Source organism: Glaciihabitans sp. dw_435 (assembly GCF_018449675.1).
Taxonomy (GTDB): Bacteria; Actinomycetota; Actinomycetes; order Actinomycetales; family Microbacteriaceae; genus Glaciihabitans.
Map to the genome: position 1 here is coordinate 228,830 of NZ_JAAVUZ010000004.1, position 15,491 is coordinate 244,320.

A 15,491-nucleotide genomic window follows, 5' to 3' on the forward strand; every position below is an offset into this window, starting at 1 on the left:
AGTCTCCAATCAGGAAGGAAACCCACTCATGAAGGTAACCACCTTCAGCAAGTTCACCGTCTCCGTGTGCGCGGCGGCATTGATCGTCGGCGGCTTCGCGGCTCCGGCAATGGCTGACCCCGGCTCGTCCAGTCCGTTTGGCAAGCTCGTCGGACTCGGCTCCGACACGACGCAGGACGTCATGAACGGCATCGCTGCCCTTCTGCCGGCCGGCGCGATGGCATCGTACGACGCCATCGGAACCGACACCGTCACCACGCGTGCCGGTTCGTCCGTCACGACCCCCCGCGCCAGCGGTTCGGGTGCGGGAATCAACGTGCTCCGTGTCGCCATCGGACAGACCGCCACCGCAACCATCACCCGCCCGAGCGGCGTTTCCGACGCAGCGACGGCAGCAAACTCCGTCGGCTACATCGACTTCGCCCGCAGCTCCAGCGGTCCCGCTACCACGGACGTCACCTCATCTGGTGTGCTCACCTACGTGCCGTTCGCGAAGGACGCAGTGTCCGTCGCGGTCAACCCCGGTAGCGCGCTGTCGAAGATCCCCAACCTGATCCTCGGTGACTCCACCACCGCCGGTTCCACGGTTGCTTCGCTCTACAACATCTACCGCGGCGACGTCGCGTACGTGTACCTGAACGCTGACGCCACGTATAACTCCGTTGGCAAGACGTCGACCGGCCCCACCGGCACGACCGCCAACAAGATCCAGGCGCTGCTGCCCAAGGCTGGCTCGGGAACCCGCAGCTACTTCATCGGCAAGCTGAACCTCACCGAGACCGACATCACGGGACTGAAGTCCAGCGGCGTCATCAAGGACACCTTCGGATCCGCTTCCGCTCCCGTGGAAGAGCACGATGGAACCGCGCTCGTCGGAGACGCCACCGCAATCGTGCCGTTCTCTGTCTCGCAGTGGATCGCCCAGGCAAACGCCGTCACGACCGACCGCCGTCACGGCGTCTCGATCGCAACGCTCAATGCCGTTGCGCCGGCCACCCTGGCTACCAGCAAGTACACGCTGAACCCGGCATACTCCGCCATGGTTCGTAACGTCTACAACGTTGTTCCGTCGAACCTCGTTGACGACCCGGCCAGCGACGTCGCCAAGACGTTCGTCGGCACCGGGTCGCTCGTCTGCAGCCAGACCGCAGCCATCGAGCGCTACGGATTCGGTCTCCTCACCGGAGCGGGCAACATCGCGACGGCGTGTGGAAACACCCTCACCCGCGCGTACGTTGCGTCGGCAAGCTCGACCACGTTCGCCTTGAGCTCGCCGTCGACCACGGTTGGCACCCCCGTTACCGCGACCGCGAACGTCGTCTCCACCAACAACGGTGGCGGCACGGTCCAGTTCAAGAGCGGCGGAGTCCTCGTCGGAATTGCTGCTGTTGCAAACGGTGCCACCACGGCCGCCACGACGATCACGCCGACTACGGCTGGTTCGCTCCCCGTCACCGCGACGTTCATTCCGGCTCTGCCCGGTGTTGCTGCCAGCACCTCGGCAGCGCAGACGATCATCGCGTCGACCCCGGTCGTCACGCCGCCTCCGGCACCGACCGCCACGAAGTCGGCAGTCACCATCTCCGCGATCGGCACCAAGCCGACCGTCGGTAAGGTCCTTCCGATTGCCATCACGGTCGTCAACCCGTCCGCCGCTGCCGGTGTCGTTCAGCTGCGCTCGGGTGGAACCCTGGTCGCGAAGATGGTCATCCCCGCCGGTAAGGGCAAGGTTGTCGTCTCCTTCGTGCCGAAGACCGTCGCGTACAAGCTGACCGCGTACTACACGCCGGCTGCCGGTTCTTCCACCATCGGAAGCTCCAGCGCCGTCAAGACGGTTCCGGTTGCCAAGGCCACCGCTGTGATCAAGGTTGGTGCGATCAAGTCCGTATCCGCCAAGGCCAAGGCCAAGGTCACCGTGGTTGTGGCAGCTCCCGGAGTAGTTACCTCGGGAACGATCACCATCAAGCAGGGCTCAAAGGTCCTCGTCTCGAAGGCCGCCTTCAAGGGCTCCACCGGAACGTTCACGCTTCCGAAGCTCAAGAAGGGCAACCACACGTTGACCGTCGTCTTCAACGGTTCACCCCTGGTGAACGCCGCGTCGAAGACCGGCATCGTCGTCAAGATCAAGAAGTAGTAACTCCGTAACACAACGGCGCCGTCCCGGATCATTGATCCGGGACGGCGTGCGTTTTCCGTTTCGTAAAGCCCGAGAGGCCCCGCACCACATGAGGCAGACCAGCTGGCGAATGCCATCCCGCACACTCGCGAAGATGGCGCGCGCGCGTACCCGAGTTGCCCAGGAGGCCGCTCGCAAGAAGCGCAGGGACGAAGAGAACGCCGCCTACGCGATCGAAGCGGCCAACCGTCCCACATCGCGCTCGGTACCCCAGCTGGACGCTCCCGAACAGTTCCGCCTCACCGGGTCAATCCTGGTAGCCCTCGGCCTCCTCCTCGTCGGATTCGCCGTCCAGTTCGCCGGCATCTCGCAGGTCAGCTACCTTCGCGACCAGCAGCTCTCGTTCGACGACTACCGGTACCAGCTGGCCAACGCCACCGCGCCCGTCGGCCAGACCGGCGTTGACAACCGACTCCTGCCCATGGGCACCGAGGTGTCGGTACTCGACATCGACTCCATCAAGCTGCACGCCGTCGTTCTCGAGGGAACGTCGTCCGATGTCACCCAGTCCGGGCCCGGCCACCGCCGCGACACCCCACTCCCCGGCCAGGCCGGCGCGAGCGTCATCGTCGGACGCCAGTCCACGTACGGCGCCCCCTTTGCTGCCATTGGCAGTCTGAAAAAGGGCGATGTCATCACGGCGACCACCGGCCAGGGCGTCGCCACTTACACCGTCTCCGGAGTGCGCCATACCGGTGACCCGCTGCCCGCTGCCCTCGCTGCCGGTGGCGGCCGTCTCACCCTGGTTAGCGCATCGGGACTCCCGTTCCTCCCCAACGGCATTGTTCGCGTCGACGCGACACTGACCACCCCGGCCCAGGCGAGCCCCGGGCGCGTCCTCACCTACGGCGCCCTCGACGACGACGAGCTGACCATGGCCGGCAATCCCGCGGGATGGCCGATGCTGCTTCTCGGTCTCATCGGACTCCTGGTGACGCTGGCCCTCATGGCGATCAGCATTCGCTACTGGGGCCGGTGGCAGAGCTGGGTCGTCGCGGTGCCCGTGCTGCTCGCCATCGGCTGCTTCACCGCCCAACAGGCATCCGTCATCCTCCCCAATCTTCTGTAATTTCCGACCACGTACTCGACAAGGACACCTATGAACGACGCGAACTCCGCGCAGGCCGGCACGGCGGTCTCGGGGGACAGCCCCACGCAACTGCTCGTCACGACGCCGGCGCCCGCCGAGGCCGAGACGGTGCGCATCCCGACGATCGCCAGCGGGGGAGTGTCCACCCGTCCGCGTGGGGAGCTGCCCACGGGAGAAGGACTCGCGACCCTCGAGGCGCGTGACATCTCCGCGTGGTTCGGCGACCACAAGGTGCTCGACCGGGTATCGCTGACCATGCCCGCGGGCCAGGTCACCGCCCTCATCGGGCCGTCGGGCTGCGGTAAGAGCACGTTCCTGCGCACCCTGAACCGCATGCACGAGCTGGTGCCCTCCGCCCAGCTGGCGGGCGAGGTACTGCTCGACGGCAGCGACATCTACGACGCGAGCCGCCGCATCACCGAGGCACGCCGCGATATCGGCATGGTGTTCCAGAAGCCGAACCCGTTCCCCGCGATGAGCATTCAGGACAACGTCATCGCCGGACTCGCCCTCACCGGCATCAAGAAGAGCAAGAGCGAGAAGTCCGACCTCGTCGAGTACAGCCTGGCAAAGGCCGGGCTGTGGAACGAGGTCAAGGACCGCCTGCGCGCCCCCGGTGGTGGCCTCTCGGGCGGCCAGCAACAGCGTCTGTGCATCGCGCGGTCCCTCGCGGTGCAGCCGCGGGTGCTGCTCATGGACGAGCCGTGCTCCGCTCTCGACCCCAGCTCCACGCGGCGCATTGAGCAGACGATCATGGAGCTCGGCACCGAGGTCACCATCGTCATCGTGACGCACAACATGCAGCAGGCTGCCCGGGTGTCCGACCAGTGCGCGTTCTTCCTCGCCGAGGCCGGCACGCCGGGCGTCATCGTCGAGCACGGTGCCACCAAGTCGATGTTCGAGTCCCCGCAGGACCCGCGCACCCTCGACTACGTCAACGGCCGCTTCGGATAACCCGCACCAGTACTACAGCGAGGGGCGGATGACCCGGGCGGCCGATAAGGCTCGCCCCGGGTCATCCGCCCCTCGTCGTTTACGTCTCCGCGTTCTCCGCCGTGCAGCTCAGCCGCGTGGCCCGGGGCACAAAAAAGCCCCCGACCTCGTGAGAGATCGGGGGCTTTTGGTAAAGAACTTCGCTAGCCGGAGCTAACGAGCCTTCCTACAAGCGTGAGGCTTAGAGGGGGCGAATGTTCTCAGCCTGGGGACCCTTGGGGCCCTGGGCGATGTCGAATTCGACCTTCTGGTTCTCGTCCAGGGACTTGTATCCGCTGGAAGCGATCGCCGAGTAGTGGGCGAACACGTCGGGGCTGCCGTCTTCGGGGGAAATGAATCCAAAACCCTTTTCAGCGTTAAACCACTTGACTGTTCCGGTTGCCATGATGACTCCTTCTGTTGCATTCGGTCGGTCCCGAATACCGGAGCCTCTCGATCACTGTGAAAAATCTCGCAGTGACTCGCCAACCAGCCTAGCCCACCGGAAAGGTGACGCAATACCAAATTGCGAGGCTTGTTTCTTTTTGCGCAAAACGCTATTGAGAGACAGGCCGGGCTCTGGGGCGCGGGGGCGGTGGTTCCGGCACAAACCGTGCCGCAATGACCTCGTCGAGGCGTATCCGGTCGTGACCGCGCTTCGTCTCGATGAGACAGGTGGTATCGGTCCTCTCGCGCAGGTAGCCGAGCGCGTCCGTGGCCCCGGTGCCCAGTCGATACCTGACAACCACCCGGGTACCCAGGTCGGCGCCGGCCAGCAGGAGCCGTGCGTCGTCACCGATCATGTCTGCTCCCGGGTGGGTGAAATGGAGGGTCGAGGGTCCTGCGTCGGGCGACACTGCGCTGAGCATCACGGTAGCCGAGCGGGGCCGTCCGGTGGCGAGACGCCCGCCGGCGACGCCCCCGAAACTGGGCTACACCAGGTGGCTGCTCAGCGTTACCAGGCGGAGGGTTTGTAGTCCTTGAGGAAGACGCCCTGCAGGTCAACACCGGCCTCGCCCTGCACGATCGGGTCGTACACGCGCGCGGCGCCGTCCACGAGGTCGAGCGGGGCGTGGAAGCCCTCCTCCGCAAGCCGCACCTTGGTCGGGTGCGGACGCTCGTCGGTGATCCACCCGGTGTCGACGCTCGTCATGAGGATGCCGTCGGTCTCGAACATTTCCCCCGCGCTCGTGCGCGTGAGCATGTTGAGCGCCGCCTTGGCCATGTTGGTGTGCGGATGACCCGGGCCCTTGTACCGGCGGGAGAACACGCCCTCCATCGCCGACACGTTGACCACGTACTTGCGCCGGGCGGTGGACGCGGCCATCGCGGGGCGCAGCCTGCTGATGAGAAGGAATGGCGCCGTCATGTTGGCAAGCTGCACCTCGAGCATTTCGAGGGGATCGACCTGGTCCACGTGCTGGGTCCAGCTGTTGATGGCGTGCTCGTCGGGGACGAGTCCGCCCGCGTCGATCGCGGTACCCGCGGCAAGGCGGGCGAGCGACGACGACCCGGCGGCCATGGCGGCGGCGGTGAGGGATTCGGCGGTGGACGATCCCGTGGGGCCGAGGGCGTCGAGGGAGAGCAGGGGGTGCGAGGCGACGGACGCAGCGAGCGCCTGGGGGTGCGCGTCATTGGTGTGGCCGAACGTCAGCAGTTCGGGCAGAGGGCCGTCGGGCAGTGGTGCGAGTTCGGCCTCCGCCAGCGGTGCGTAGGACCCGGGGGAGCGCCGCACGGTCTGGGCCGCGTTGTTGATGAGGATGTCGAGCGGGCCGGCCGCGGCAACGGCGTCCGCGAGACCGATGACCTGGGCGGGGTCGCGCAGGTCGATTCCCACGACGCGCAGGCGGTGCAGCCAGTCGGCGGAGTCCGGGAGGCTCGCGAACCTGCGCACGGCGTCACGGGGGAATCGTGTCGTGATCGTCGTGTGCGCGCCATCCCGCAGCAATCGCAGCGCGATGTACATGCCGATCTTGGCGCGCCCACCGGTCAGCAGGGCGCGCTTGCCCTCGAGGTTGGTGGTTGCGTCGCGCTTGGCGTGGCTCATGGCCGCACAGTTCGGGCACAGCTGGTGGTAGAACGCGTCCACCTGCGTGTAGTGGTCCTTGCAGATGTAGCAGGCGCGCGACTTGAGCAGGGTGCCGGCGGTGGGCAGTTCGGTCGACGTGGCCAGAGGAATGCCGCGGGTCTCATCGTCGATGCGGTCGGCAGCGCCCGTTGCGGTGGCCGCGATCACCGTGAGGTCTGCTTCGGCGATGAGGGCGCGCTTCTCGAGCCTGCGGTTCTTCTTCACTGACTTGAACATGCGGGCGGTCGCGCGGCGGATGGCGATGAAGTCGGGGTGTTCCTCGTCGAGGGCGTTCATCTCGTCGAGAACGCGCAGGGCGATGGCCAGCTGCTCCGGGTCGATGCCGGCGGGGTCGTCAGAGGGCATGTCGGCGGTGGTGTTGGTCCCGGAAGTCACACGAGATTCTAGCCCAGCCCGGCAGCGTGGGGCTCGGCGGTGGCACTGGTATGCCACGGTTAAGCAATGACCGCCAAGAAGATTCTTCTCGACTGCGACCCGGGGCTCGACGACGCGCTCGCCATCCTGCTCGCCCACGGCGACCACGCACTCGAACTGATCGCCATCACGACCGTCGGGGGCAACGTCGACCTCGCCAACACCACGCGGAATGCCCTGCAGCTGCGGGAGTATCTCGGGCTCGAGCACATTCCCGTCGCGGCCGGGGCAGCGGCGCCGCTCGTGCGCCCCGCGATCAGCGCCGCCGAGGTGCACGGCGACGAGGGGCTGGGTAACGTTGTTCTGCCGGCTGCCCGGCTCGAGGCATCCGTCACCCCTGCCGTCGACCTCATCGTGGAGACCCTGCGCGCAAGCCCCGGCGAGATTCACCTCGTCGCCACCGGGCCGCTGACCAATATCGCCCTGGCGCTGCACCAGGACCCGGCGATCATCGACCTTGTCGCCTCGTTCACGATCATGGGTGGTTCCTTCACGCGGGGCAACGCGACGCCGGCGGCCGAGTTCAACATCCTCGCCGACCCCGAGGCGGCTGCCGTCGTGTTCGCGGCGGGGTGGCAGACCGTGATGGTGGGGCTGGATCTCACCAATCAGGCGATTGCCACGCACGAGATTGTCGAGCGGATGGCACTGCTCGGGCGTCTCGGCAACGACCTGGTCGTGCCGCTCTCGACGTTCTGGAAGGACGACCCCACGGGGCAGGCCGTGCACGACGTGGTCGCCGTCGCCTTCGTGGCGCGACCTGACCTGTTCCAGTCACGTCTTGCCCACGTGGAGGTGGAGACGACAGGCACGTTCACGTCGGGCATGACCGTGGTGGACTTCGACGCGGCGGTCCCCAACGCGATCGTTCCGGTGGCGCTCGACGTCGAGGGCTTCTGGGACTACGTGCTGGAGAGTTACGCCCGCATTCGCCTGTAGCCCGAGCCGGAGCGCGCGCCACGAATCGCGCGGCGGGCGCATCCATGACACGGTTATGCCATGACAATCGCGCCGCTCCTCATTCCCGCGGCAACGGACACCCGGCTCGAGCCCGACGAGGTGTACGAACGCTTCGTGTTGTGGACGGAGAGCCGGGGTCTCACGCTGTACCCGGCGCAGGACGAGGCGATCATCGAAATCGTCTCGGGGGCGAACCTGATCCTCAGCACGCCGACGGGAACCGGGAAGTCCCTCGTGGCCGTTGCCGCGCACTATGCGGCCCTGGTGGAGGGTAAGCGCAGCTACTACACGGCGCCCATCAAGGCGCTCGTGTCGGAGAAGTTCTTCGCCCTCGTGGACATCTTTGGTCCGGAGAACGTGGGGATGGTCACCGGAGACTCCTCGGTCAACCCGGATGCGCCGATCATCTGCTGCACGGCGGAGATCCTGGCGAACCTTGCCCTGCGGCACGGGGACGACAGCGATGTTGACCAGGTCGTGATGGACGAGTTCCACTTCTACTCGGACCCCGATCGTGGGTGGGCGTGGCAGGTGCCGCTGCTGACTCTGCCGCGGGTGCAGTTCATCGTGATGTCGGCAACCCTCGGCGACGTGTCGTGGCTCGTCGATGACCTGAGCCGCCGCACGGGGCGCGAGACCGCAACCGTCACGGGTGTCACCCGGCCTGTACCGCTGCACTACTCGTACGCGACGACCCCGGTGCACGAGACCGTCGAGGACCTGCTCGCCACGCAGCAGGCACCGATCTACGTTGTCCACTTCTCGCAGGCGGCGGCGCTGGAGCGCGCGCAGGCGCTGACCTCGGTCAAGGTGGCAACCCGCGAGCAGCGCGACGCCATCGCGGAGCTCATTGGGGGGTTCCGGTTCACCACCAACTTCGGAAAGACGCTGTCGCGGCTCATCCGCTCGGGTATTGGTGTTCATCACGCCGGAATGCTGCCCAAGTACCGGCGCCTTGTCGAGCAGCTCGCCCAGAGCGGGCTGCTTCGCGTGATCTGTGGAACGGACACGCTCGGCGTGGGCATCAACGTGCCGATCCGCAGTGTGCTGCTGACGGCGCTCACCAAGTTCGACGGAACGAAGATGCGGCAGCTCAGCGCGCGCGAATTCCACCAGATCGCCGGTCGCGCGGGACGTGCGGGCTTCGATACCGCCGGCACGGTGGTCTGCCAGGCGCCCGATCACGAGACCGAGAACGCGAGGCTGCTCGCCCGCGCCGGGGACGACCCGAAGAAGCTCAAGAAGGTGGTGCGCAAGAAGGCCCCGGAAGGCTTCGTCTCGTGGGGTGAGCCCAGCTTCACCCGGCTGATCTCCGCCGAGCCCGAGACGCTGACCTCCAGCATGCAGATGACTTCGGCCATGCTCATCAACGTGATCGGTCGCGGGGGCGACGTGTTCGCCAACGTGCACGCCCTCATCTTCGACAATCACGAGCCCTGGATCCGGCAGCTGGCGCTCGCCCGCCGCGCCCTGGGCATCTACCGCACCCTGCGCACGGCAGAGATCGTTCAGCAGGCTCCGGATGGCACGATCAGCCTCACCCTCGACCTGCAGCCGAACTTCGCCCTGAACCAGCCCCTGTCGCCGTTCGCGCTCGCCGTGTTCGACCTGCTCGATCCCGACCCGGCCAAGAGCGCGGGAACGGGAAACTACGCGCTCGACATGATTTCCGTCATCGAGGCGACGCTGGATGACCCGCGTCCGGTGATCTCGCAGCAGCAGTTCCAGGCCCGGGGCGAGGCGGTCGCGGCCATGAAGTCCGAGGGCATCGAGTACGACCAGCGCATGGAGCTGCTCGAACAGATCGTGCACCCCCAACCACTCAAGGAACTTCTCGACGAGGCGTTCGTCACCTACAGCGCGACGCAGGCGTGGATCGCCGACTTCGAGCTGCGCCCCAAGTCGGTGGTGCGCGACCTGTACGAGCGCGCAATGACCTTCGCCGACTACACCGGCTACTACAAGCTCGCCCGCAGCGAGGGACTCGTGCTGCGGTACCTCTCCGACGCGTACCGTGCGGCCCGGCAGACCATCCCGGACGAGGCGAAGACGGAGGACCTGCTCGACATCATCGAGTGGCTCGGCGAACTCGTGCGCCAAGTGGACTCGAGTCTCCTGGACGAGTGGGAGGCGCTCACCAACCCGAACGCCGCCGAGGCTGACGGAACGCCCATCCTGCCTCCCGCCCCGCCCGGCGTCGTCACCAACCCCCGTGCTTTCCGGGTGCTCGTGCGCAACGAGCTATTCCGACGCGTGCAGCTCGCGGCGCTGGACAAGATCGACGAGCTCGGGGAGCTGGATGCCGCGGCCGGATTCGACGCCGACGCGTGGGCCGATGCGCTCGACGCCTACTTCGAACTGCACGACGACATCGGAACCAACGGCGACGCGCGTAGCTCGGCGATGCTGATGATCGATGAGGGACCCACGCAATGGACGGTCCGCCAGATCTTTGCCGACCCGGAGAAGGACCACGACTGGGGCATCAGCGCAATTGTCGACCTCGCCGAGTCCAACGAGCAGGGCGTCGCCGTCGTGCGCGTCACGGCCGTCGGTCCGATCGACCACGCCGCTGCGGGCGCTCGCGCCTAGGTCGCCGCAGACCGGCGCGCAACCCCGGCGCCGCGGGTATGCACCGGCGCTAGCGTCGAAGCATGGCAACCGCGCGCGTGGGCATCTCGGGCTGGCGTTATCCGCCGTGGCGCGGTGACTTTTATCCGAAGGGGCTGCCGCAGCGCAGCGAGCTCGCTTACGCCTCCGAGCACCTGTCGTCCATCGAGATCAACGGCTCGTTTTACTCCCTGCAGCTGCCGTCCAGCTTTCTCCGCTGGTACGACGAGACCCCCGAGACCTTCATGTTCTCGGTCAAGGGTCCGCGATACATCACCCACATGTTGCACCTGCGTAACGCGGCGACGCCCCTCGCCAACTTTTACGCCTCGGGCGTGCTGGCGCTGCGCGAGAAGCTCGGACCGACGCTGTGGCAGCTCCCGCCGAGGCATCCATTCGATGCAGAGCAGCTGGAGACCTTCTTCGCCCAGCTCCCACGCTCCACCGGCGAAGCCCTCGCCCTTGCCCGCCGGCACGACGAGCGCCTCGATGACCGCGCGTGGCTGCACGCGACGGAGGATCGTCCCCTGCGGCACGCCCTCGAGGTGCGCCACGCGAGCTTCGAGTCGCCGGAGGTTCCCGAGCTGCTGCGTGCGCACGACGTCGCCCCCGTCGTCGCGGACACCGCCGGCAAGTGGCCGCTGCTGCGCCACGTCACCAGCGACTTCGTCTACCTGCGGCTGCACGGCGCCGATGAACTGTACACGAGCGGCTACACAGCGGAGGCGCTCGATCGCTGGGCCGCCGACATCCGGGGGTGGATGACGAACGGTGGGCGAGCGGATGCCCCGGGGCGCGACGCCTTCGTCTACTTCGACAACGACGTGAAGGTGCGTGCCCCCTACGACGCCATGTCACTCATGACGCGTCTCGCCGGCTGAGGCAGCCGCGCCCTACAGCCCGAGCGTGCGCGCGAGGAAGTCGTTTCCGAACACCCCGTTCGGGTCGTATTTCCGCACGAGCGCGCGGAAGTCGTTCAGGCGGGGATACAGCGGCTCGATCTGCTCCGCGGTGGCAGTGAACACCTTGCCCCAGTGGGGCCGGGCGCCCAGGGGCAGCAGGATCGCCTCGATGGCGGGAAGCAGCGCGCGCACCTCGTCCGGCAGCTTCTTCCAGGTGAAGTGGATGCCGACCGTGTCCCGGTCATAGGCGCCGCTCATCCAGAGGGTGTCGGCCTTCATGGTGCGCAGCTCGGTGATGAGCAGGAGCGGCGCGATCCTGTCACCCATCGCGCGCAGCTGCCGCAGGGCGGGAAGGATGCTCCGCCGCGGCACGAGGTATTCGCTCTGCAGCTCATCGCCGTTGCTCGGCGTGTACCCGAGCTTGAAGTGGGCGAGCCTGTCGCTCCAGGGTCCCGGGATTCCGCCCTGCGTCGTGGTGTTGGTCGACTCCTGCAGCGGCAGCGGGTGCATCTCGCGCGTCTGGCGCGGTGCTCCGAAGAGAGTGAGCGGCGGAGCCGAGGCATCCATCCGCGACTTGAGCCACGTGCCGCCGATGGTGTCGCCCAGCCAGTCGGTGAAGACGCTGACGCTATAGGCGCTGGAGGTGACGCCGTCGAAGTTCGCCAGCAGGTTGTCCCAGGTGAGGTCGGTGAAGACGTCCTGACGCACCTCGTAGGTCGGCTGCACGTCGAGCATGACGCTCGTGACGATGCCGAGCGCGCCGAGGCCGACGACCGCGCCGTCGAAGTCGGCGTCGCCGCGTTCGAGGTGCACGAGCTCGCCCGTGCCGTCGACGAAGTCGAAGGCCGCGACCGCGGTGGCAAGGTTGCCGTTGCGGTCGCCCGAACCGTGGGTCGCGGTGGCGACGGCGCCGGCGACCGAGATGTGGGGGAGAGAGGCGAGGTTGTGCAGCGCCCAGCCCTCGTCGTGCAGCCGTTCGGCGAGTTCGCCGTAGCGGATGCCCGCGGCCACCGTCACCGTGCCGGCCTCGGTATCCACAACGATGGAGGGATCGAGTCCCTCGAGGGTGACGAGGTCACCGGTGGTGTCGGCGATGTCGGTAAAGGAATGCCGTGAGCCCAGCGCCCGCACCTTCGTTCCCCGGCGCACGATCGCCTGCACCTCGTCGACGGTGGTGGGCCGCTGCAGCGACGCGGCGCCGTAGTGGTGGCTGTTTGCCCAGTTGCTTCCGATGTCGCTCATCAGACGACCGCGGTGATCACGAAGGCCGCGACGGCGATGAGCGCGGACCCGACGAGGATGATGATGGCCTTGCGCTGGTCCTTGCGGCGGTACTCCTGCTCGTAGACCTGCTCGTGCGTCTTCGTGTCGTCACCGAAGTTGAACAGGCCGGCCATTCCGAAGCGGGCACAGAAGTGCAGCCCCGCCTGCAGGAACCCGGCCGCCCCCATTCCCGCGGGAATCAGGATGAACAGTCTCCACGGCGTCGGCACGCTCGTCACCACGAAGACGACGAACAGAACGACGGTCAGAACGGCACCGACGATGCCGGTGAGGCGACGGGAGCGAATCTCCGCGGGACCGATGTTGCACACACCGGGCTGGTAAATGTTGGACATGGCAACAATTCTGCACCCTCGGGCGCGGTTCTAGAATGATGCGATGTCCCGGATGACCCGACCCGCGGCATCGCGTGACGCATTACGGTATCGCGGCCGGCGCTCCGGCGGAAGTTTGACCGGCAACCTCCGCGTCCTTCTCGCCCGCTCCGTGTCGTTCTGGCGCGACCAGGCGTACGCCAGCTACTGGCAGCTGCGTCACCTTGCCGGGGGATGGGACGCGTCCTCCCTGCAGAGCGGACATCTCGCCCCGGTTCTGGTGTTGCCGGGCGTCTACGAAACGTGGCAGTTTCTGCGGCCGGCCGCCGAGATGCTACACCGCGCGGGTCATCCCGTGCATGTCGTTCCCGACCTCGGCTACAACCTGGTGTCGATCCCGGCGACCGCGGCACGGGCCCACGCTCTGCTCGTCGAGCGCGACCTGCGGGAGGTGATCATCGTCGCCCACAGCAAGGGCGGCGTCGTCGGCAAGCACATGATGGTCGTCGAAGAAGCCGACGAGGCGCGAGGGGCGGATGCCCCGCAAGGCCGCATCTCGCGCCTGATCGCCGTCAACTCGCCCTTCGCCGGATCCCGGCACGCCCGCTACATTTCGCGCGGGCCGCTGCGCGATTTCGCCCCCACCGAGGAGACGATCCTCAAGCTCGCCGCGAACGCCGCCGCAAACTCCCGCATCACCTCGATCTACTCCACCTTCGACCCGCATATTCCCGAGGGCAGTCGCCTTGCGGGCGCGAGAAACATCGAGGTTCCGGTCGGCGGCCACTTCCGGCTGCTGGGCATGCGCCAGGTGCTCGACCTCATCGAAAGTGCCGCCCGCAATTAGGTGACCGGGCCAGCGGTGGCTGGCGCCCGCGGTGTTTACTTGGCTGGTGCACAAACATCAGCGACTCATCCTCGCCATCGCGGTTCTCGCCTCGTTCGTGGCGTTCCTCGATGGCAGCGTCATCAACGTGGCGCTGCCGGCTATCGTCCGGGAGCTGGGTGGCGGGCTGTCGGTGCAGCAGTGGGTCGTCGACGCCTACCTGATCACTCTTGGGTCGCTCATTCTGTTGGCAGGGTCGCTGTCGGACGTGCTCGGACGCATCCTCATCCTCCGCATCGGGCTCATTGGATTCGGGATCACCTCGATCCTCTGCGCGATCTCGCCGTTCCCGGAGTTCCTCATCGTCTCGCGTGGCCTGCAGGGCATCGCCGGGGCGCTTCTCGTGCCCAGCTCGCTCGCGATCATTCTTTCCGCGTTCCGTGGTGCCGAACAGTCCAAGGCCATCGGCCAGTGGACGGCCTGGACGAGTACCGCGTTCCTCGCGGGACCGCTGCTCGGCGGTCTCTTCGTCGACTACCTCAGCTGGCGCTGGGTCTTCGCCATCAACGTGATCCCGATCGCGATCACCCTCTACCTGCTCGCGATCCTCAAGCAGAAGGACACCCGCGTGGCCGGGGTGCACATCGACTATCTCGGTGCGGCGCTCTGTGTGCTGGGTCTCGGTGGTCCCGTGTTCGCCCTCATCGAGCAGGGCAACCTCGGCTGGCAGAGCCCCGCCGTGCTGCTGCCGATGATCCTCGGGCTCGTCGCGTTCGCCGCCTTCATCTGGCGCCAGCGGGTTGCCAGGCAGCCCCTCATGCCGCTCGGGCTGTTCACCGTCCGCAACTTCTGGGTCGGCAACGTCGCCACGACCTTCATTTACGGCGCGCTGTCCCTCGGTGGCTTTGTGGTGGTGCTCTTCCTGCAGGAGGTCGCCGGTTTCCCCGCGACGCTCGCCGCCCTCGCCCTGCTGCCCATGACGATCATCAACATCGTCGCGTCCTCCTACTTCGGCACGCTGTCCGGCAAGTACGGACCCCGCCTCTTCATGGCGGCCGGTCCGATCCTCGCCGGCATCGGATACCTGCTCATGCTCACCGCCGACAAGGACGTCAATTACTGGTCGCAGATCTTCCCCGGGGTGCTGCTCTTCGCCGTCGGACTGTCGGCGACCGTCGCTCCGCTCACCGCCGCGATCCTCGGCTCGATCTCCGAAACGCAGTCGGGCATCGGCTCCGCCATCAACAACGCGGTCAGCCGCGTCGCCGGTCTGATTGCCGTGGCGCTCACCGGACTCATCGTGGGGGAGACCCTCGATACCGACGGCTTCCACCGCGGTCTCATCGCCACCGCTGGTCTCCTCATCGTGGGAGGGGTGGTATCGGCCATCGGCATCCAGAACCCGAAGCACGCCCCGCGCGCCACCAGCGAGGCCGGAGCCTCAGCCGGAGCCAGCACCGCCACACCCGATTCCACCGGCGCTCAGTCGTGATCATCCTGCACATCGCCCGGGCGGCGGACTGGGCCGAGGCCGTCGCCGCGGGGGAGTACCGCGTCTCCAGCCGCGAAGCCACCCTCGCCCAGGAGGGCTTCATCCACGCGTCGACCCGGCACCAGGTGGCGGCGACCGCGCGCAGGGTGTGGACCGGGTCATCCACCCCGCTCGTCATGCTCGTGATGGATGACACGCAGGTTCGGGATGCCGGGACCGACGTGCTCTACGAGCGCGCGAAGAACGGGCAGGAGTATCCGCACATCTACGGGCCGATCCTCCCCGCGTTCGTGCGCGAGGTCGTCCCTGTCACCCTCGACCAGATCGAGGACATCACCGCGTTCCTCGCCGACTGACGATCG

Annotated in this window: 14 protein-coding genes; 9 read left to right on the forward strand and 5 right to left on the reverse strand. The window is 67.0% G+C overall.

The window, feature by feature from the left end; translation table 11 throughout:
• Nucleotides 1-28: 28 nt before the first annotated feature.
• From HB677_RS07970 to HB677_RS07980, 3 genes are all read left to right on the forward strand, one after another.
• Nucleotides 29-2,134 (forward strand): Ig-like domain repeat protein, encoded by a 2,106-nt coding sequence (locus tag HB677_RS07970; RefSeq protein ID WP_213815145.1) that lies wholly within the window; start codon nt 29-31, stop codon nt 2,132-2,134.
• A 136-nt stretch (nt 2,135-2,270) separates the two neighbouring features.
• A complete protein-coding gene (locus HB677_RS07975) occupies nt 2,271-3,245 on the forward strand; it encodes a sortase (protein ID WP_213815146.1) in 975 nt (324 codons plus the stop codon).
• Nucleotides 3,246-3,275: 30 nt separating this feature from the next.
• A complete protein-coding gene (locus HB677_RS07980; RefSeq protein WP_213815147.1) occupies nt 3,276-4,220 on the forward strand; it encodes a phosphate ABC transporter ATP-binding protein in 945 nt (314 codons plus the stop codon).
• A gap of 220 nt (nt 4,221-4,440) precedes the next feature.
• Here HB677_RS07980 and HB677_RS07985 read toward each other — a convergent pair whose 3' ends face one another.
• From HB677_RS07985 to HB677_RS07995, 3 genes are all read right to left on the reverse strand, one after another.
• A complete protein-coding gene (locus HB677_RS07985; protein ID WP_106209096.1) occupies nt 4,441-4,644 on the reverse strand; it encodes a cold-shock protein in 204 nt (67 codons plus the stop codon).
• Between the two features lie 151 nt (nt 4,645-4,795).
• Nucleotides 4,796-5,095 carry a hypothetical protein gene (locus tag HB677_RS07990; RefSeq protein WP_307852520.1) on the reverse strand — a complete coding sequence of 100 codons (300 nt, stop codon included), beginning with the start codon at nt 5,093-5,095 and terminating at the stop codon, nt 4,796-4,798.
• A gap of 98 nt (nt 5,096-5,193) precedes the next feature.
• Nucleotides 5,194-6,672 carry an SDR family NAD(P)-dependent oxidoreductase gene (locus tag HB677_RS07995; RefSeq protein ID WP_213815258.1) on the reverse strand — a complete coding sequence of 493 codons (1,479 nt, stop codon included), beginning with the start codon at nt 6,670-6,672 and terminating at the stop codon, nt 5,194-5,196.
• Nucleotides 6,673-6,768: 96 nt separating this feature from the next.
• On the opposite strand from HB677_RS07995, the gene HB677_RS08000 reads away from it, so the two are divergent.
• The 3 genes from HB677_RS08000 (at nt 6,769) to HB677_RS08010 (ending at nt 11,192) form a co-directional block, all read left to right on the forward strand.
• On the forward strand, nt 6,769-7,680 hold the full coding sequence (locus tag HB677_RS08000; RefSeq protein WP_213815148.1) for a nucleoside hydrolase: 912 nt from the start codon (nt 6,769-6,771) through the stop codon (nt 7,678-7,680).
• Nucleotides 7,681-7,740: 60 nt separating this feature from the next.
• On the forward strand, nt 7,741-10,293 hold the full coding sequence (locus tag HB677_RS08005; protein ID WP_213815149.1) for an RNA helicase: 2,553 nt from the start codon (nt 7,741-7,743) through the stop codon (nt 10,291-10,293).
• A gap of 62 nt (nt 10,294-10,355) precedes the next feature.
• Nucleotides 10,356-11,192 carry a DUF72 domain-containing protein gene (locus HB677_RS08010; protein ID WP_213815150.1) on the forward strand — a complete coding sequence of 279 codons (837 nt, stop codon included), beginning with the start codon at nt 10,356-10,358 and terminating at the stop codon, nt 11,190-11,192.
• 12 nt (nt 11,193-11,204) lie between these two features.
• Here HB677_RS08010 and HB677_RS08015 read toward each other — a convergent pair whose 3' ends face one another.
• Together HB677_RS08015 and HB677_RS08020 are read right to left on the reverse strand one after the other, a co-directional pair.
• On the reverse strand, nt 11,205-12,455 hold the full coding sequence (locus tag HB677_RS08015; protein ID WP_213815151.1) for a D-arabinono-1,4-lactone oxidase: 1,251 nt from the start codon (nt 12,453-12,455) through the stop codon (nt 11,205-11,207).
• A complete protein-coding gene (locus HB677_RS08020) occupies nt 12,455-12,832 on the reverse strand; it encodes a hypothetical protein (RefSeq protein WP_213815152.1) in 378 nt (125 codons plus the stop codon). Before HB677_RS08020 ends, HB677_RS08015 begins: the two co-directional genes overlap by 1 nt.
• A gap of 43 nt (nt 12,833-12,875) precedes the next feature.
• Here HB677_RS08020 and HB677_RS08025 point away from each other — a divergent pair, with 43 nt between their 5' ends.
• From HB677_RS08025 to HB677_RS08035, 3 genes are read left to right on the forward strand one after another with little or no spacing between them, the layout of a single operon-like run.
• On the forward strand, nt 12,876-13,658 hold the full coding sequence (locus HB677_RS08025; protein ID WP_255546363.1) for a triacylglycerol lipase: 783 nt from the start codon (nt 12,876-12,878) through the stop codon (nt 13,656-13,658).
• Nucleotides 13,659-13,704: 46 nt separating this feature from the next.
• Nucleotides 13,705-15,129, forward strand: coding sequence for an MFS transporter (locus HB677_RS08030; protein ID WP_213815153.1), 1,425 nt, complete (start codon nt 13,705-13,707; stop codon nt 15,127-15,129).
• Entirely contained in the window at nt 15,126-15,485 is a 360-nt protein-coding gene (locus tag HB677_RS08035; protein ID WP_213815154.1) for a DUF952 domain-containing protein, read from the forward strand. Before HB677_RS08030 ends, HB677_RS08035 begins: the two co-directional genes overlap by 4 nt.
• The last annotated feature ends 6 nt before the right edge of the window (nt 15,486-15,491 follow it).